The 18,811-nt window shown below is 52.5% G+C and carries 15 protein-coding genes and 1 pseudogene; 6 read left to right on the plus strand and 10 right to left on the minus strand.

Going from position 1 to position 18,811, the window contains the following annotated elements; genetic code table 11:
- Positions 1–5: 5 nt before the first annotated feature.
- Together cmoA and cmoB are read left to right on the plus strand one after the other, a co-directional pair.
- The gene (gene cmoA / locus HV127_RS25405) at positions 6–749 is read left to right on the plus strand and encodes a carboxy-S-adenosyl-L-methionine synthase CmoA (RefSeq protein ID WP_182239626.1); all 744 of its coding nucleotides are present in this window, start codon (positions 6–8) and stop codon (positions 747–749) included.
- Positions 746–1,765 carry a tRNA 5-methoxyuridine(34)/uridine 5-oxyacetic acid(34) synthase CmoB gene (gene cmoB, locus HV127_RS25410; protein WP_182239628.1) on the plus strand — a complete coding sequence of 340 codons (1,020 nt, stop codon included), beginning with the start codon at positions 746–748 and terminating at the stop codon, positions 1,763–1,765. The genes cmoA and cmoB overlap by 4 nt, the downstream gene beginning before the upstream one ends.
- Before the next feature lie 97 nt (positions 1,766–1,862).
- On the opposite strand, the gene cutC is transcribed toward cmoB, so the two are convergent.
- Positions 1,863–2,606, minus strand: a complete 744-nt coding sequence (cutC, locus tag HV127_RS25415) for a copper homeostasis protein CutC (protein ID WP_182239630.1) — start codon at positions 2,604–2,606, stop codon at positions 1,863–1,865.
- A gap of 76 nt (positions 2,607–2,682) precedes the next feature.
- Complete coding sequence (locus tag HV127_RS25420; protein ID WP_182239632.1) at positions 2,683–3,252, minus strand: VOC family protein; 570 nt, start codon at positions 3,250–3,252, stop codon at positions 2,683–2,685.
- A gap of 287 nt (positions 3,253–3,539) precedes the next feature.
- Here HV127_RS25420 and argS point away from each other — a divergent pair, with 287 nt between their 5' ends.
- A complete protein-coding gene (gene argS / locus HV127_RS25425) occupies positions 3,540–5,273 on the plus strand; it encodes an arginine--tRNA ligase (RefSeq protein ID WP_182239634.1) in 1,734 nt (577 codons plus the stop codon).
- 177 nt (positions 5,274–5,450) lie between these two features.
- Here the strand turns inward: argS and HV127_RS25430 are convergent, their stop codons facing one another.
- Both HV127_RS25430 and HV127_RS25435 read right to left on the minus strand, forming a co-directional pair.
- Positions 5,451–6,590, minus strand: coding sequence for a glycoside hydrolase family 105 protein (locus HV127_RS25430; RefSeq protein WP_182239636.1), 1,140 nt, complete (start codon positions 6,588–6,590; stop codon positions 5,451–5,453).
- A 4-nt stretch (positions 6,591–6,594) separates the two neighbouring features.
- Complete coding sequence (locus HV127_RS25435; protein ID WP_182239638.1) at positions 6,595–8,178, minus strand: MFS transporter; 1,584 nt, start codon at positions 8,176–8,178, stop codon at positions 6,595–6,597.
- 476 nt (positions 8,179–8,654) lie between these two features.
- On the opposite strand from HV127_RS25435, the gene uspC reads away from it, so the two are divergent.
- On the plus strand, positions 8,655–9,083 hold the full coding sequence (gene uspC / locus HV127_RS25440; RefSeq protein ID WP_182239640.1) for a universal stress protein UspC: 429 nt from the start codon (positions 8,655–8,657) through the stop codon (positions 9,081–9,083).
- A 28-nt stretch (positions 9,084–9,111) separates the two neighbouring features.
- Here uspC and otsA read toward each other — a convergent pair whose 3' ends face one another.
- From otsA to HV127_RS25470, 6 genes are all read right to left on the minus strand, one after another.
- Positions 9,112–10,536, minus strand: a complete 1,425-nt coding sequence (otsA, locus tag HV127_RS25445; protein WP_182239642.1) for an alpha,alpha-trehalose-phosphate synthase — start codon at positions 10,534–10,536, stop codon at positions 9,112–9,114.
- Positions 10,511–11,314, minus strand: a complete 804-nt coding sequence (gene otsB, locus HV127_RS25450) for a trehalose-phosphatase (RefSeq protein WP_182239644.1) — start codon at positions 11,312–11,314, stop codon at positions 10,511–10,513. The genes otsA and otsB overlap by 26 nt, the downstream gene beginning before the upstream one ends.
- A 160-nt stretch (positions 11,315–11,474) precedes the next feature.
- The gene (gene araH / locus HV127_RS25455) at positions 11,475–12,455 is read right to left on the minus strand and encodes an L-arabinose ABC transporter permease AraH (RefSeq protein WP_110274331.1); all 981 of its coding nucleotides are present in this window, start codon (positions 12,453–12,455) and stop codon (positions 11,475–11,477) included.
- Between the two features lie 14 nt (positions 12,456–12,469).
- Positions 12,470–13,984, minus strand: coding sequence for an L-arabinose ABC transporter ATP-binding protein AraG (gene araG / locus HV127_RS25460; protein WP_182239646.1), 1,515 nt, complete (start codon positions 13,982–13,984; stop codon positions 12,470–12,472).
- A gap of 62 nt (positions 13,985–14,046) precedes the next feature.
- Entirely contained in the window at positions 14,047–15,027 is a 981-nt protein-coding gene (locus HV127_RS25465) for an arabinose ABC transporter substrate-binding protein (RefSeq protein ID WP_110274333.1), read from the minus strand.
- A gap of 308 nt (positions 15,028–15,335) precedes the next feature.
- Positions 15,336–15,893: a DJ-1/PfpI family protein gene (locus HV127_RS25470; protein ID WP_182239648.1), complete on the minus strand. Its 558-nt coding sequence runs from the start codon at positions 15,891–15,893 to the stop codon at positions 15,336–15,338.
- 551 nt (positions 15,894–16,444) lie between these two features.
- Between HV127_RS25470 and HV127_RS25475 the strand changes: the two are divergent.
- Both HV127_RS25475 and HV127_RS25480 read left to right on the plus strand, forming a co-directional pair.
- Positions 16,445–16,948, plus strand: a pseudogene (locus HV127_RS25475) (non-heme ferritin-like protein).
- 322 nt (positions 16,949–17,270) lie between these two features.
- Positions 17,271–18,782, plus strand: coding sequence for an MFS transporter (locus HV127_RS25480; protein WP_182240830.1), 1,512 nt, complete (start codon positions 17,271–17,273; stop codon positions 18,780–18,782).
- The last annotated feature ends 29 nt before the right edge of the window (positions 18,783–18,811 follow it).

The following is an 18,811-nucleotide window of genomic DNA, read 5'->3' on the forward strand; positions in this document are numbered from 1 at the left end:
ACGTTATGTCTCACCGCGATACGCTTTTTTCCGCGCCGATTGCCAGTCTCGGCGACTGGACCTTTGATGAACGGGTTGCTGAAGTCTTCCCGGATATGATCCAGCGTTCTGTTCCCGGCTATTCCAATATTATTTCGATGATCGGCATGCTGGCTGAGCGCTTCGTTCAGCCAGACACCCAGGTCTACGATCTTGGCTGCTCGCTCGGCGCGGCGACGCTGTCTATACGCCGCAACATTGCACATTCTGGATGCAAAATTGTTGCTATCGATAACTCCCCGGCGATGGTCGAGCGCTGCCGTCGTCATATTGACGCCTATAAAGCGCCGACGCCAGTCGACGTTATTGAAGGCGATATCCGCCACGTCACTATTGAGAACGCCTCAATGGTGGTGCTGAATTTCACGATTCAGTTTCTGGAGCCAGGCGAACGCCAGGCCATTCTGGATAAGGTCTATCAGGGGTTGAATCCGGGCGGCGCATTGGTGCTGTCGGAGAAATTCAGCTTCGAAGATGACAATGTCGGCGAGCTGCTGTTTAACATGCACCACGACTTTAAACGCGCCAACGGCTATAGCGAGCTGGAAATCAGCCAAAAGCGCAGCATGCTGGAAAACGTCATGCTCACCGATTCCGTAGAGACCCACAAAGCGCGCCTGCGTAAAGCGGGTTTCGAACATGCTGAACTGTGGTTCCAGTGCTTTAACTTCGGGTCGTTAATCGCCGTAAAATCCGGGGAAGTGGCATGATTGGTTTCAGCAATTTTTATCAGTTGATTGCCAAAAGCCCGCTATCGCACTGGCTGGAGACCCTGCCCGCGCAGGTTGCGACCTGGCAACGCGAAGCGCTGCACGGCAAATATCGTGAGTGGGAACGTGCCGTTGAATTTCTGCCTGAATTTGCGCCGTACCGCCTGGATCTGCTGCACAGCGTGACCGCTGAGAGCGAAAAACCTCTCGGCGAGGGCCACCGACTGCGCATTGAAAATCTGCTTAAGAATTTGATGCCGTGGCGTAAAGGGCCTTATTCGCTTTACGGCGTGAATATCGATACTGAATGGCGTTCCGACTGGAAATGGGAACGCGTGTTGCCGCATCTTTCCGACCTCACCGGGCGCACTATTCTTGATGTCGGCTGCGGCAGTGGCTACCACATGTGGCGCATGATTGGCGCCGGAGCCCATCTGGCGGTCGGCATCGATCCAACGCAGTTATTCCTCTGCCAGTTTGAAGCGGTACGTAAACTGCTGGGCAACGACCAGCGTGCGCATCTGCTGCCGCTGGGCATCGAGCAACTTCCGGCGCTGAACGCCTTTGATACCGTATTTTCAATGGGCGTGCTCTACCATCGCCGCTCCCCGCTCGATCACCTGTGGCAGCTAAAAGATCAGCTGGTTCCCGGCGGTGAGCTGGTACTTGAAACGCTGGTGGTTGAAGGGGACGAAAATACCGTTCTGGTTCCGGGTGACCGCTATGCCCAGATGCGTAACGTCTACTTTATCCCGTCTGCCGCCGCGCTAAAGATGTGGCTGGAGAAGTGCGGGTTTATCGACGTGCGCATTGTTGATGCATGTGTGACCTCAACTGACGAGCAGCGCCGCACCGAGTGGATGACTACCGAATCGCTGGCCGAATTCCTCGACCCGAACGACAGCAGTAAAACGCTTGAAGGCTACCCAGCCCCGCTGCGCGCGGTGATTATTGCGACCAAACCAGAAACGCAGCAGTCGTTAGCGGCGAAAGAAAAAAGCAGGATGATAAGCTAACGCGGATTTTGGATAAAAAAAGGCCCCTGTTTAATGGGCAGGGGCCTGGTACGGGCAATCATCATATTGGGCGACATGATGTGCAGCTAAAAACGATTTAATCTCTTTGCGCGGTAATAATACGCTTCATTTCCGCTACCGCTTCGCCATTCACGGCGTAGCGTAAGTATTCATCAGCGTCGGCATCCGTAGACATCGATAATCCGGGGTTGCGAAAGCGCATCGGCGACGGTAACCACTGGCCTGCCGAGCTGTGTACCTCTTTAACCCCCGCCTGCAAAAACACCGACAGGTTGGCAGCGCGGACTCCTGCACCAGCCATAATGATTGGAGTATCGCTTCGGGAAATAAGTTCCCTGATTAATGAAATTCCTTTTTCGGCGGACGCCTGTTGGCCTGATGTCAGGATACGTTTAATGCCGAGCTCTGACAGCTCAGAGCAGGCCTGGCGCGGGTCGGCGCACATATCAAAGGCACGGTGAAAAGTGACTGCAAGCGTTCCCGCTGCTGCCATAATTTTTTCCATTCGCGTCGTATCAATCTGGCCGTCGGCATCCAGAATACCGACAACCAGCCCGGGAAACCCTAATTCTCGTACAGCGATGACATCATCAAGCATCGCCGCAAACTCGCCTGCGGTGTAGCAAAAGTCACCGCCGCGCGGACGAATAATCGGATGAACGGGGATCGTTACCGTATCACGAACCGATTTAAGAACGCCCAGCGAAGGCGTCAGGCCGCCTTCCTGCGGCGCGGCGCACAGCTCAATGCGATCGGCACCGCTACGCTGCGCTTCTTGCGCGCACTCCATGCTGTAACAGCACACTTCCAGTAAAGTCATTCTTCTCTCCGTTCACATCGCAGGCACGACAGAATGTCACGATTTTTTGCTGCAGACGCCGCGTCACTTCACACTGTCACCGTTCAGATTGTTCGCTGGCGACAATTTGCTCAATCGACCACGGATGGAATTTGATAGTGACCTTACCATCCGTCACCGCCAGCGTCGGGTTCGGCAGTCGCTCGTGCTCCCCTTTCGGTGAGCTGGTTTTCACAAAAATCCCCGGCTGGCTGAGCCCTTCATCAGAAAGCAGCGCCAGCGCACGGGAATTCAGCGATTCAGGCTCACCTGGCAGGACGATTTCGACATGCTCCCAGCCCTCATGCGGATAGCGTTTTTCGCCCGGCCACGGCAGTTCAACGATGCGAAAATGCCAGTGTGCCACGCAAATTGGCTCATCCAGTTTAAATAAACAGATCGGGCGACCGTTGATGATATTCTCCGACAGCAGCGTACCGCATTGTTCAAAACCGCGCCTCCAGCGCTCCGCCGTCGTATTCTGGTGGCAGCGCAGGGAAATATGGTCGGCATCTTGCGGCGCAATATCGAGACCAAGCCGGCTAGCAAGCGCATTTAGCGCCTCGGTGAAACGCGGCAGGTCCGCGGAAATATCGTCCAGTTCATCAATTTGCTGCCAGTTTGCCATTGTAAGCCTCGGTACTCGCTAAAAAGAGCTAATCTAGCGCGTTTCCCCAGCCTGACCAACCCGCAATATTCAGCGACTGGCGCTGGGCAGCTTTTCGGTGAACGGGCCGCCCAATAACATATCCATTCGTAATGCTGACGAATCAAAAGTGTTAGAAAATTAAATTCAACGCGCGCGCAATACTGACCTGACTCGCGGGCGTAAATACAGTACAATTCCGCTCTTATTTGTCCACATTCCAGCGCCGCCCCGTCAGGGTCACGGTGTGTTAAACGTAAGGTATTTCGGTGAATATTCAGGCTCTTCTCTCAGAAAAAGTCAGCCACGCCCTGATCGCGGCAGGTGCGCCCGCCGATTGCGAACCTCAGGTTCGCCAGTCAGCAAAAGTCCAGTTCGGTGACTATCAGGCCAATGGCGTGATGGCCGTTGCTAAAAAACTGGGCATGGCGCCGCGACAACTTGCAGAGCAGGTACTGTCTCATCTTGACCTGAACGGCATTGCCAACAAGGTCGAAATCGCCGGTCCGGGCTTTATCAATATTTTCCTCGATCCGCTATTCCTGGCGGAAAACGTCAGCAATGCGCTGAAATCAGAGCGTCTGGGCGTAGCTCAGCCGCAGGCGCAAACTGTGGTCGTTGACTACTCCGCACCGAACGTGGCGAAAGAGATGCACGTGGGTCACCTGCGCTCAACCATTATTGGCGATGCCGCAGTGCGAACCCTGGAGTTCCTCGGCCATAAAGTGATCCGCGCTAACCACGTTGGCGACTGGGGCACCCAGTTCGGTATGCTGATCGCTTATCTGGAAAAACAACAGCAGGAAAACGCCGGTGAAATGGCGCTGGCGGACCTCGAAGGTTTCTATCGCGAAGCGAAAAAACACTACGACGAAGATGAAGCCTTCGCCGAACGCGCACGTAGCTACGTGGTTAAACTACAGGGCGGCGATGAGTATTTCCGCGAAATGTGGCGCAAGCTCGTTGACATTACTATGTCGCAAAACCAGATAACCTATAACCGCCTGAACGTGACGCTGACCCGTGACGACGTGATGGGTGAAAGCCTGTATAACCCGATGCTGCCGGGTATCGTTGCTGACCTGAAAGCCAAAGGTCTGGCTGTGGAGAGCGAAGGTGCCACCGTGGTGTTCCTTGATGAGTACAAAAACAAGGAAGGCGAACCGATGGGCGTCATCATCCAGAAGAAGGATGGCGGCTACCTCTACACCACCACCGATATCGCCTGCGCAAAATACCGTTACGAGAGTCTGCATGCCGATCGCGTGCTGTATTACATCGATTCACGCCAGCACCAGCACCTGATGCAGGCGTGGACCATCGTACGTAAAGCAGGTTACGTGCCAGATTCCGTGCCGCTGGAGCACCACATGTTCGGCATGATGCTCGGCAAAGATGGCAAACCGTTTAAAACCCGTGCCGGTGGCACCGTGAAGCTTGCCGATCTCCTGGACGAGGCGCTGGAACGCGCCCGCCGTCTGGTGGCCGAGAAAAACCCGGATATGCCTGCCGAAGAGCTGGAAAAACTGGCGAACGCCGTCGGGATTGGCGCGGTGAAATACGCCGATCTGTCGAAAAACCGGACCACCGACTATATCTTCGACTGGGACAACATGCTGGCATTTGAGGGCAACACCGCGCCTTACATGCAGTATGCTTATACCCGCGTGCTCTCGGTATTCCGTAAAGCGGATATTGATGAAAGCGCGCTGGCGGCGGCTCCGGTTATTATCACCGAAGACCGTGAAGCCCAGTTGGCTGCCCGCCTGCTGCAGTTTGAAGAGACGCTAACCGTTGTCGCCCGTGAAGGCACTCCGCATGTGATGTGCTCTTACCTGTACGATCTGGCGGGCCTGTTCTCCGGTTTCTACGAGCACTGCCCGATCCTGAGCGCCGAAAGCGAAGAGACGCGCAACAGCCGCCTGAAGCTGGCGCAGCTGACCGCGAAAACGCTGAAGCAGGGTCTGGATACGCTGGGTATTGAGACCGTAGAGCGTATGTAATTTGCAGGAAAAACCCGGCAAGCGCCGGGTTTGAGACCGATGACAGAGATTGCCCGGCGGCGCTTCGCTTGCACGGGCCTACAGATACTGCGTGTTTTGTAGGCCGGCGTAAGGCGTTAGCCGCCACCCGGCTAAAATGCTAATATCCTTTTCACAGCTCGCCTCCTCCCCGAATTTTCAAAAATATTTCCGTAAGTATTCCGTCAGGCACAGAATTGCCATCGCCTGGCCATACGGCATCGACGTGAGCGGAATTTCACGATAAAAATCGAGATTCGACCCCATCCCGGTACCGAATGAGGTTTGCAGCAATTCCCCTTCAGGGGAGATATTCTGCACGATACCGCGAATCGCTTTCTCCGCCACTTCTGCATATTCCTGGCTCACATAGCACTTGCGCACCGCTTTTAGGATCCCATAGGCAAAACCGGCGGTAGCCGATGCTTCCAGATAGGAGTTTGGGTCATCAAGCAGCGTATGCCACAGGCCGCTATCGTCCTGGCAACGGGACAGCGCCGCGATCTGCGCATTCAGCACCTGCACCAGATAACGGCGAACGGCGCTGCTTTCAGGTAGATCCACCAGCTCAAGGAAATCCGGTATCACAATCGTCAACCAGCTATTGCCGCGTGCCCAGCGAGCCCTGGCAAAATTATGCTGCCCCTGGTAGTTCCAGCCGTGGAACCACAGTCCGGTCTCCCGGTCCATCAGATTCTGTACATGCAGCAGGAACTGATACACCGCTTCCTCTACATATTCCGGGCGGTTGAGCAGTTTGCCGATTTTGGCCAGCGGCAGGACGGTCATCATCAACGTGTCGTCCCACATCTGCTGATGGTTCTCTTCCGCCAGGGTGATGTGCTGCATGCCGCCAAACTCGGTACGCGGCATATCGCGCATCGCCCACTCTGCCCAGCTATCGAGCCAGGGCAGATATGCGCTATTGCCCGTCTCTTCATAGCGGTAAGCCAGGGTCAGAAACGGCGCCATCGTGTTGACGTTTTTGGTGGTTGCTCCTTCAGCAAAGCGATCAGTGAACCAGCTATCGATAATCTCGCGCATCGCGATATCACCAGTCTGCTGGTAATACTGATAGATGCCGTACAGGCCAACCCCGTGGGTCCACTCCCAGCCGTTCCAGCCTTTGGTGTCAATGATGCGCCCATCGTCCAGCCGCAGTAAAAATTTCCCGCTTTCATCCTTAATATTGACCAGGTTGTGCGTTACCTTCTGGATCAGCGCTTGCAGCTCATTACGGGCGATAAAACGCTCTGGCTGACGCAGTAATGGGCTATGTTTGACAGGCCAAACCTTCATATCCTTAACCTCTGTTATATGTCGAATTCAATTCTGAACGTTGCTTCAACGGCGGCGCGGCAGGTTTATTGCGGTTCAGGTAGCCGATATTGTTGTTGCCCCACAGGGATTCGTACGGCATCCCGGCCAGCATCTCCACCACTTCACGATCCTGAGCGGTCGCCGTTTCCGGCTGTGCACGACCAGACTCGCGCATTTTGAGCGTTTCAGTACGCAGAACGCTGTGGGTTTGCAGGTTGAGCTTAAAACGCAGAGAGACAAGAAAACCGCAGGCCAGCACCACTAATGTCCCCACGCTGAGGATCAGCAGGATTGTGTGGCTGACTTCATAAGGCTGGGTTTTCTGTCCGGAGACAAAGCCGGAAAACTGCATAATGATCCCCACCAGCATCACCGCGCCCGCCTGGGAGGCTTTACGGGTTAGAGTCATGATCCCGGCAAAGATCCCTTCACGGCGCTGTCCGGTAATCACTTCATCTACGTCAGCAATATAGGTGTAGGTATTCCATGGTACATAGTTGATACCGCCGCGTCCCAGGCCTGCAACTGCGGAAATCAGCAACAGTAGCGAGTAAACATCGCTGAGTCCGGCGTAATACAGTACCGCGTAGGAGAGCGAGCTCAGACCAAACAGCACCACCACCATCCGGTACGATGGGGCAGGTCCGAAGCGGATGCACAGCGGGATCATGGCGATAACCGCGATAAACTGGAAGATAGCCATGGTGCCGAGCAGGTTAGAAGCCATGGAGGCTTCCTGCATCAGCACAAACACCACATAGTAGGTAAAGACCGCGTTGAACACGTCCTGAGCGATATAGCCTCCCAGATACATGCCCAGATGCTGGCGGAAAATCTTAATCCGCAAGGTGGAGCTTAACTCAATAAACAGGCGGTTAAGGCTCTGGGACAGGGTCAGGTTTTGCTTCTCCTCTTCTGCCCGTAGCGCCGCTTCCGTCCACTCTTCTCGCGGGCGCTCCCAGGTAAAGAACCAGACAAAGGTCAGCATCATTGCGCACAGTACCGAAAACACCAGACTCGCATAGAAGAAAGAGACCGCATTATCCTTACCGAAGATAGTCAGCAGGACGCCCGGCAGGAAGGAAGCCAGAATCGCCGACATCTGCGCCATCGAAATACGCGCGCCGGAGAATTTGGTTTTCTGTTTAAAGTCATCGGTCATTTCCGGCACCAACGTTTCATACGGCACCAGAATCATGGTGTAGACAATATCAAACAGCAGATAAGTCAGCAGGTAGTACCAGAAGCCCATGTCCCCTACCCACATAATGGAGTAGCTAAAGACGAGCGGGATACCCAGTAGGATAAAGAACTTACGTCTGCCAAAACGTTTACCCAGCCAGGTCGAACCGAAGTTATCCGTCAGGAAGCCCATCAGCGGACTGATCACTGCATCCAGAACCCTGGCAGTGGCAAAGATAAGCGTCGCCTCAATCGGGGAAAGACCGCAAAAGGTGGTGTAGAAGTAGAGCAGCCATGCTGCAGTCAGTGCTGTGGTCCCCGCACCGAGGAAATCGCCCGATCCGTAGGCAAGGTAGTTAACCAAACCGATTTTACGTGTTTTCATCGCCGTAAATCCTGTGTCTTTTTTTAGAGAACTCCGACAATCCTTTTGGCGACTTCAGCCAAAAATGGAGTTGATATAGGACTACAGTAAGAGCATGGAAACGGCGTTACCTTTTCATTTTTGCCAGCCAAAAGCGTTCGATGGCAAAAATACAAAGAGTAGAGGAACACGCTTCACTTATTTATAAAACAACGTTTCTTTTAATGCAAAAGATCGGACCATTAATGAAAAATAGCTCTTTTGCAGATGAAACATAGCTCTTTTTTCCGCTGCTGATAAACCTTGCGAAAGCTAAGGAATCGGAGTAAAGACAATATACCCGTCATACTTCAAGTTGCATGGGCGTTGGCTGCTTTCGTTCACCCCAGTCACTTACCTGAGTAAGCTCCTGGGGATTCGCTCACTTGCCGCCTTCCTGCAACTCGAATTATTTAGGGTATAGAAAAGGGTTATTTTGCGTATCTCAAGGAGGCTTGATGCCCTACTCACATCTGTTAGTCGCCGTTGCGCCGACCCCGGAAAGCCGGGTGCTGATTCAAAAAGCCGTTTCTATCGCCCGTCCGGTCAATGCCAAAGTTAGCCTGATCACGCTGGCGACGGACCCGGAGCTGTATAACCAGTTTGCAGCGCCGATGATGGAAAACTTACGGGAAATAATGCAGGAAGAGACGCGCGGTTTTCTGGCCGAACTCGCTCACCACGCCGATTACCCTATCGAGAAGACGATTATCGCCAGCGGCGGGTTAGGTCATCACGTGAAGGATTTTTGCCAGCAGCATCGCGTTGACCTGGTGATTTGCGGTAACCACAACCAAAGCCTGTTTTCGCGCGCTACCTGCTCAGCGAAGGATATCGTCGGCAGCAGCGGCGTTGACGTGCTGCTGGTTTGTCTTGAAAAGGGCTAGCGCCGGGGAGGCGCCAGCCGTTCAGCCTCTAGGCGAGTTTGGGGAAGGTCGCCACCTTGCGTTCTAAGCGGCTCTCCTCGCTCCTTGGCTCAATCTGCTTTAGATCGGCAATAAACCGCGCCTGCCAGTGGTGAATATCGTTCTCTTTAATCACCGCTAACATAGCCGAATGGCGCGTGATGCGTTCTGCCAGCGGCATGGTTAATGCCCGGTCCAGCGCGGCAGCGACCTCATCACGATCGTAAGGATTGACGATTAACGCTGTAGGCAGTTCATTCGCCGCGCCGGCAAACTGCGACAACACCAGCACGCCCGGGTTTTGCGGATCCTGGGCGGCCACATACTCTTTCGCCACCAGATTCATGCCATCGCGCAGCGGCGTGACCAGGCCAACGTCTGAATAGCGGAAGATTTTCATCAACAGCTTGCGTTCAAAATGCTGGTTCAGGTAATAGAGCGGCGTCCAGCCCAACTGACCATACTGACCGTTAATCCGTCCGGCTGCGGTTTCCAACTGATGACGAATATCCTGATAGGCCTGAACATCACCGCGCGAAGTCGGCGCAATTTGGGTATAGCGAATCTTGCCGTGATGCTGCGGATAGTTCTCCAGCAGCGCCTCATAGGCCAGAAAACGTTCCGGTAACCCTTTCGAATAGTCCAGCCGTTCAACGGAAAAGATATTTTGTACGCCCTTAAGTTCGCTTTTCAGTTGCGCCAGTTTTGGCGGTAACGGCCCTTTTGCGCTGCGCGCAATTTCATCGGGATCGATGCCTATCGGATAAACTTCTGTGTGGAAAGGCTTGCCCCACGCGAGATGCTTTTTCCCACCGCACGTCGTCACGCGGGTCTGCATTGATACGCTGTCGAGAAACGCCAGCCGGTCACTCTCGGTCTGGAATCCCAGCAGGTCGTAATCGCAAAGTCCCTCAAGCAGTTCAGCATGCGGCGGCAACGCATTAAAAATTTCGGGCGTCGGAAACGGGATATGCAAAAAGAAGCCAATGCGATTATTTACCCCGCGCTGACGCAGTTCACTGGCCAATGGCAGTAAGTGATAATCATGGATCCAGACGGTGTCGTCAGGTTCAATTAGCGGCAGCAGCTTATCAGCCAGCGTGGAGTTCACCCGCTGATACCCTTCCCAGGCCTCGCGCTGAAAATTCACTAAATCAAGGCGATAGTGAAACGCGGGCCACAATACGGCATTGGAAAAACGATTGTAATATTCGTCGTGATCCTGCTCGCTAAGGTTGAAAGAGGCCCAGGTAATATTCCCCTGAGTCACCTTTTTCAGCGGCTGCTGGTCGTCACCAATTTCCCCGCTCCAGCCGAACCACAATCCTCCCGCTGCTTTTAACGCCCCCATAATCCCCACGGCCAGGCCACCGGCGCTGGCCTTTTTATCATCCGGCGGGGCAATACGATTAGATACTACGACTAAGCGACCCATAGCCATCTCTCCTGTCGGTTAGCGCGTCTGGTTGTTGCCCATTATTCGCGATGTTATTTATCCAAAGATGTACTGCAGCCACGTCCGGCAGGCGCCAGCGCGCCTGCGTTTCGCCACCCGCCACTTTGACCGATACACCACCCAATTGATTGACGACGCCAAAACCCGCTTCATCGGTTAAGTCATCACCGACGAATACCGGTTTACGTCCCTTGAATGGCGCTTCCTGCATAAAAGCGGCAATCGCCTCACCCTTATTCACTCCGCGCGGTTTGATCTCCACCACGCATTTACCTGGCTGCAGCGCCAAAATAGGATGGTGCTGCACGATTTCTTGTGCCAGCGCTAGCACCGCGCTTTGCTGCTGCGGCGCCTGGCGATAGTGCAACGCGAAAGCCATCCCCTTACTTTCCAGCTCGCAACCCGGTAGTGCACCCATCGCCGTTGTCAGCTGTGTTGAAAGGGTCTTGAGGAGTGAGTCAGGCAGTGTGACGATATGTGTTTCACCATTGATGTCACGGCGCTCAGCCCCGTGGACGCCGGCAAGCGGCAGTCGGAAAGGATGGGTAAGCTCATCGAGCTCAGCCATTGAGCGCCCTGAAATCAATGCCACCGCTCCATTTTGCTGCTGCACAAGCTGGCGCAACGTTTGTAGAACATCAGCAGGAATAACCACCTGATCGGGATGAGGTTTGATACCGGCAAGCGTGCCGTCGAGGTCAAAGAAAAAAGCGTAGTTTCCGGTTAACGCAGGCGGTACGGAAATCTGGTCAGCCACCCTGGTTCCTCCTTATCATGGCCAGCACAATGCTGGGTGTTAACTAAATGTTAGCCATGTAAGTATAGACAGTGTGACCAGCCTCGCCATTTTTGATAGTCATTGCCAGCACAGCGGGCGCTGGCAATGGTTTAGGATTAGACTGAAAGGTTGGGGATAATCAAACCGTACGTTTCGCTTTTTGTTTGTAGCGGTCAAAGATTACCGCCGCCAGCAGAATCACGCCGCGCACCACATACTGCGAGAACGGCGAGATGTTCAGCAAGTTCATCGCATTTTCCACGGTCCCGAGGATCAGGATCCCGGCAACCACGTAGGAAATCTTACCAATCCCGCCTTTTAACGACACGCCGCCCAGCACGCAGGCCGAAATCACAATCAGCTCATAGCCAATCGAGGTCATCGGCTGACCGCTGGTCATACGCGAGGCCAGAATAATCCCTGCCGCTGCGGAAACCAGGCCGGAGAGGACAAAAATGATAATCTTGGTCCGCACCACCGGGACGCCTGCCAGACGCGCGGCTTCTTCGTTGCCGCCAATTGCCAGGGTATTACGGCCAAAGGTGGTTTTATTCAACAGCAGGCCAAAGATAATCAGGCAGCCAACCGTCAGCCAGATTGGCGCAGGCAGACCAAACCAGTTGGCATAGCCCAGGGTAAAGAAGCGCTCATCCTCAATCCCGACCGCTTTACCGTCAGAAATAATATAGGCCAAGCCGCGGACGATCTGCATCGTCGCAAGCGTTGTAATCAGGGCGTTGATCTTTAAGCGCGCAATAACAAAACCGTTCACCAGGCCGCTCAGTGCGCCCAGCAGCAGGCCAGCCGTAATGCCAATCCACATGCTTTCGGTCAGGTTAATCACCACCGCCGTGGTGACCCCCGCACAGGCGATAACCGAAGCAACCGACAGGTCAAAGTCACCGGATGCCAGGCAAAATAGCATCCCACAGGCCACCATCCCGGACATCGAGATAGCCAGCCCCAGACCTTTCATATTGATAAATGAGGCAAAATTGGGCACAAAAATCACGCAGCCGATAAACAGCACGGCGAAAACAACCAGCATGCCAAACTGATCCCAGATGCGGGAGAAGCTGAAAGCCGACCGGGAAGTACCTGAAGAGGTAACTGATGACATCATAAACTCCTTACTCAGGCGACCGCCTGGCTCACTTTGGGCATCGCAAGGCTCAATGCCTGCTGTTCATTCGCATGTTCATGCAACAATTCACCGGCGATTTCGCCCTCGCGCATCACCACGATACGGTCCGCGACGCCGAGAACTTCGGGTAAATCGCTGGAGGCAAAGACCACCGCGACGCCTGATGCCGCTAATGCGTAAATAACGTTGTAAATTTCATGCTTAGCGCCGACATCAATGCCGCGCGTCGGCTCATCGAGCAGGATCACTTTCATCTCTTCCGATAACCAACGGCCAAGAATGGCTTTCTGCTGATTGCCGCCAGAGAGATTCATAATCAGCTGCTCCGGGCCCGGCGTTTTGATGTTGAGCGATTTAATATGCTGGTCAGCGTTTTCCGCTTCCCAGGCGTTGTTAATCACGCATCCTGCAAGAATATGCTTACGACGTGCGCTGATATTGATGTTGTCGCGCACCGAGTGAACCGGAATAATCCCTTCGGCTTTGCGGTCTTCCGGACAGAGCATCATTCCAGCCTGAATCGCCTGCGCGGGTTTGCGGATGTCGATAGCCTGGCCGTCAATGTAGACCTGGCCACTGGTTATCCTGCTGCCGCCAAATAAGCCTTTCATCAGCTCGCTGCGCCCGGCCCCAACCAGCCCGAACAGGCCAACGATTTCACCGCTGCGCACCGACAGGCTGATCGGCTGACGCACGCCCGGTGCCTTCACCTGCTCCAGACGCAAGCGTTCGTTGCCGTATTCACGCGGTTGCCAGCCGTAGATATCGCCCAGTTCACGGCCCACCATCGCCTGCACCAGGGCGTCGTGGTTAACCTCTTGCATATTGTCAAATGTGCGCACGTAGCGACCATCTTTGAACACGGTGATGGCATCACTTAATGCAAAAATCTCTTCCATACGGTGAGAGACATAAATAATGACCCTCCCCTCCTCGCGCAGTTCGCGAATAACCCGGAACAGGTTTTCGATTTCCCGCGCAGACAGGGAGCTGGTTGGCTCATCAAAGGCGATGATTTTGGCGTTACGCGCCAGCGCTTTAGCAATCTCCACCATTTGCCACTGACCGATAGAGAGATATTTGAGCGGTGTTTCCGGGTCGATATCGAGTCCCAGATGCTCAAGCTGTAAGCGGGCTTCATAATTAAGTAGCGAGCGGTTAACGATCCCGCCCTTGTGTGGAAGTTGTCCGAGGTAGATATTTTCCGCCACGGTCATTTCCGGGATCAGATGCAGTTCCTGATAAATAATCGCCACTCCGGCATTCAAGGCTTCGGTGGTGTGGTTAAACGCCATCTGCTGGCCGCTGATTTGCAGGCTGCCGGCCGTCGGTATGTAGTTGCCGCTGAGCACTTTCAGCAGCGTAGATTTCCCGGCGCCGTTTTCTCCCATCAGGGCGTGAACCTGTCCGGCATAGCAGTCAAAGCTAATATCGGACAGCGCTTTAACGCCCGGGAAAGTCATGGTGATGCCGTGGAATGAGAGATAAGGGGTAGACTGTTGCATAACGACTCCGCTTTTCTGGACTGAGCCTCCCACTTAATACGAGAGGCCCGGTCAACCAGGCCTTACAGCCCTTTTTTCGCCAGCTCTTCTTTAAAGTTGTCGCGGGTAATCAGCACCACGTCGGTAACCGCAGTGAATTTCGGCGGTTCGACGTCCTTCGTTACCCAGTTGTAGAGCATTTCGCTGGTTTTATAACCGTGAATGTCCGGGCTCGGCAGCAGAGAACCATAGAAACCGGTGGCCTGCGCTTTGGAGAGTTCATTGACTGCATCCACGCCGTTAATGCCGATACCGATGACGTCAGCGGCTTTAAAACTCTGGCCCTCGGTCGCACGCACGCCACCCAGTACGGTGTTGTCGTTCATGCCGACAATTAACCAATGTTTAACCTGCGGATGTTGAACCAGCATGGAGTTACCGGCATCGAACGCGCCGGGGATATCGTTAGATTTGGTTGGCACGCGATAGATCTGATTTTCCGGGAAGCCAGCGGCTTTCAGCGCATCCATCGAGCCGGTGGTACGGCGACGGGCAGTGTCGAGCTCATCAGAGGTGATCGCCATGACCGCGGTATCTTTCACGTCCCACCCGCGTTTCTGCATCTCTTTGTACAGCTCCTGCCCCTGACGGGCGCCGATTTCGCTGGCAGCCATCATCACCAGCGGAACGCTGTCCATTGGTTTGCCTTTGGCGTTAACGAGCTGGTCGTCGACGGTGATCACTTTCATATCATAGCCGCGCGCTTTGGCGACAATAGCAGCCCCCAGTTTCGGGTCCGGGGTGCAGATAACGAAACCTTTAGCTCCGCTGGCTGCCAGGCTATCAATAGCATTCAGGGTTTTCTCGCCGTCAGGTACGGCAATTTTAATCACATCAAAACCTAAATCTTTACCGGCCTTATCGGCAAATTTCCACTCAGTTTGAAACCACGGTTCTTCGGGCTGTTTCACCAGAAAACCAAGCTTAAGCGTCTCAGCCATAGCTGATTGTGACATAACTGCGGCGAGACCAATCGCCGCCAGCGCTTTAGTAAATTTGTGCATGGTAAACTCCAGCTTTAATTCGCTTTTATGTAGGGAATAATAAGACTTAAATTTTTAATCGGACGTAAAACAAGGCATTAGGAAAATCTGATTCATTGCTGCCGTTGTTAAAATAGTATTAACCGGAAATTATTTCTCCATACGAGAGCGCTATCACATCGCGGAATTACAGTAATTGCGTGCATAAAAACAGCGAAAAAAGACATAAAAAAAACGCTAATTGTCAGACAATTAGCGCTCGCATTAGCAATATTATCTATATCACCAGCAGACTTATCCTTGTTTAGGGTATAGATTCAGATTCTCCATCACCAGCGGCAATAAATATGCTCGGCATGATTGCGCACGGGGGCTTCATCGCCCAACAAGCGTGCCGCAACGGTGAAAGAGAAATCAAAAACGTAACCAAAGCCTTTACCGCTGATCAGGTTGCCGTCTTCCACTACCGGCGCATCAACGTATTCTCCCCCGCTCACGTTCTGCCAGAGATCCCCGGAGCAGACATAGCGACGCCCCTTCAGCAAACCGTTGCCGCCCAATACCCGCGCCGCCGCCGAACAAATTGGGCAGATCAGCTTTCCGGCGGTGTCGTGAGCCGCAATAAACGCCACCACTTCCTGGCTGGCAGCAAGATTCACGCTTCCTTGCGGGCCGCCAGGCAGAACCACCGCGTCATAAAGCGTCTGTGCTCGTTCTGTTAACGTGCTGTCTGCGACCATAGGAATATCGTGATAGCTCACCACCGCGCGCGATTCGGCGCAGGACAGTAGTTCTACATTGATGTGCAAGCGACGAAGAATATCAATAATCACAATCGCTTCACCTTCCTCGAAACCAGGTGCCAACAGCACCGCTACTTTATTCATTTCTGACTCCTTCAGATAGCCAAATAACAATCATGTGTTTACAAAAGCAGTATTTTTTTAAATTATCGTTATACCTTGTTTATAAAATCACAAAAAACATGATCTAACGCAATTTACACCTTTTACGAAGAACAGATTAACACACAAACAAAACATCAATCCAATATAAATGAAACTCAATTTCACATACCCATTTAGAACTACTACAAACCAATGATAAAAACAATAAATATCAATTAAAATCATATAGATAAAAACAAAAATGACTTAATGAAAGTAGTTACCATTACATAAACACACTTAAATAAAGTTAATTACGGATGGTGTAACGAAACGTAAATAACATCATATGAGAGTTTCCTTAATCACCAAGTGGCGCTATTCTACATTCATCGGTAATCGCAATTTAATTACCCCTCATATATTTGAAGTACAGATAATTATTATTCTGGTACTTTACCTGCACGTCATGTGTCCCGAATTAAGACTCTCTAAGGAAGATGATTCAGGATGTAGCCAGGACTCCTTTACAGGTTAATAAGGATATTTTTATGATCGTCCCAGGAATGGTTAAGAAACTGAATAACCAAATGAATCTTGAATTCCATGCGTCAAACTTATATCTACATTTAAGTGAGTGGTGTACTCAGCAGCGGTTAAACGGTACCGCAACGTTTTTGCGCAGCAGGGCACAATCCAGGGTAACCCAGATGATGCGAGTTTTTGATTTTATGAAAAAAACCGGCGCCGTGCCGGTGGTGAAATCTGAAGGTTCCAGCCAACCAGAGTGTGCTTCCCTCGAAGATCTTTTTGCTACCACCGTTGCTGATTATCAGCAGCGCAGCAGCATATTGATCGACCTGACGGAAGAAGCTAAAGCGAAAAGCGACGATGCCACCTGACGTTTTTTAACTCTGCTGGAAAAAGAACAGCGCCAGGACGGTATCCTGCTGGAAACCATTCTCGATGAAGTGCGCAATGCGGATAAGGATGGAACGTGCGTGCAACAAACCGACCTTCGTTTGTTAGATCTGGTCAGCAACCAACATAATTAACGCTCGCAGCGAATGGTGTATCGCTGATAAATGCCCAAAAACCATATATTAATATCATCAATGTCCTTATAGACAATTCTCACCAACCTATCTTTTTCGGCGCTTCGGCGCCGTTTTTATTCCTAAAAAGCATTAAAAACTTTTAACTGGATCTCATTAATGCTCAGGCATGGGATTTAGCCGGTTTTTAGTGATGTAGATCACGTTCAAACCCATCACTTAAGAATATAAAAACGGTGTTTCAAAAATTTAAAACACGGAGTTTATTTTAATGGCAAGATACGCGGCTTCAGCCCCTCAGGGGCTGCAGGGAAGACCGATTTTGTTACGCCATCAGTTAGCCTACGGCGGCGGGAATTTACTGGGAAGCGGCGCGCTGGCGATCAGTGGCGCGTGGCTGCTTTATTTTTATACAACATTTTGTGGGCTGACGCTGATCGAGGCTTCGCTCATTTTCTCCGTCGCCAGTATTATCGACGCGATCAGTAATCCTCTTATGGGTTATCTCACCGATAATTTTGGTAAAACGCGTCTCGGCAAACGCTTCGGACGCCGCCGCTTCTTTTTATTAATCGGTATTCCGCTCATGATGTTCTACCCGCTACTTTGGGTAGAAGGTCTTGGGTTCTGGTACTACCTATGCACTTATGTAGTCTTTGAAATCATTTATACCTCGATCATGGTCCCTTATGAAACATTGGCGACCGAAATGACCGACGATTTTTCACTACGCTCAAAGCTTACTGGCTACAAAGCGATCTTCGGTAAACTGGCTAACTTCCTGGCAGCATTTATTCCAGGTCAGTTCATCCTGCTTTACGGCAAAGAATCCGCGACCCCATTTTTCCTGACCGGCCTGACCTATGGGGTCATTCTCATCGTTGCGATCTCCTGCTTGTGGTACTGCAGCTGGGAACGTCCGCGCGAAGAGGAAGTCAGCAATAGTGAGAAAAAAGGCTTACTCAATACTCTGCTTATGCTGGCGAAGGATATGCGTTCTACCTTCTATCTTCGCGTGTTCCGTAAACATCTGGGCATGTACCTCTGTGGTTTCGGCGCAGAATGGCTGTTTGCGTCTATCTTTACCTACTTTGTTATTTTCGTCCTGCAGCACGATCCGGCGATGGTCGCCGGGCTAAATAGCCTGAACTCCATCCTGCAACTGGTCTCTACGGCGCTGTTTATCGGCCTGTGCGTGAAAAAAGGGTTTAGTAAGCCCTACATTCTGGCGCTGAGCGTGGTTATTTTTGCCGTGCTGCTTTATACCTCGCTGTGGTTCTTCCATTTGCCTGCACATCTGGCAACCATCCTGATGTTTGGTATCACCGTCCTGTTCGGACTGGGCACGGGCGGCGTGTACTACATCCCCTGGACCGTATATACCTTTTTAGCCGACGTTGACGAGATCTATACTGGCCGTCGTCGTGAAGGTATCTATGCTGGCGCAATGACCTTTTCCGGGAAAATCCTACGCTCTATCATCGTCTTCACAATGGGCGCTATCCTCAGCTTCTACGGCTTCCAGTCAAAAGCGCATACGCAACCTGAAAGCGCGGTAACCGCTATTGCGGTCGTGTTCTGTGCGGGCGTGGTCCTGCTGGCTTTGGCGGCGATCGTCTTCAGTAAGCAGATGAAGCTGGATCGCAAAGCGCATATGGTGGTCTTGCAGGAAGTCGCGCGGATTAAAGCTGGCGGCAAAATTGCCGACATCACACCGGATGTGCGCCTCATCGTTGAAGATTTAGTCGGTCACCGCTACGAAGAGTGCTGGGGCAACAGCAAGTTATTTAGCAATACTCAGGAGACGCCGGCCCGTACCGCCGTTTCCCACTAACCACATAACGACGCCCCGCCATCACCTGA

The sequence above is a fragment of the Klebsiella sp. RHBSTW-00215 genome (assembly GCF_014103785.1).
GTDB lineage: Bacteria > Pseudomonadota > Gammaproteobacteria > Enterobacterales > Enterobacteriaceae > Klebsiella.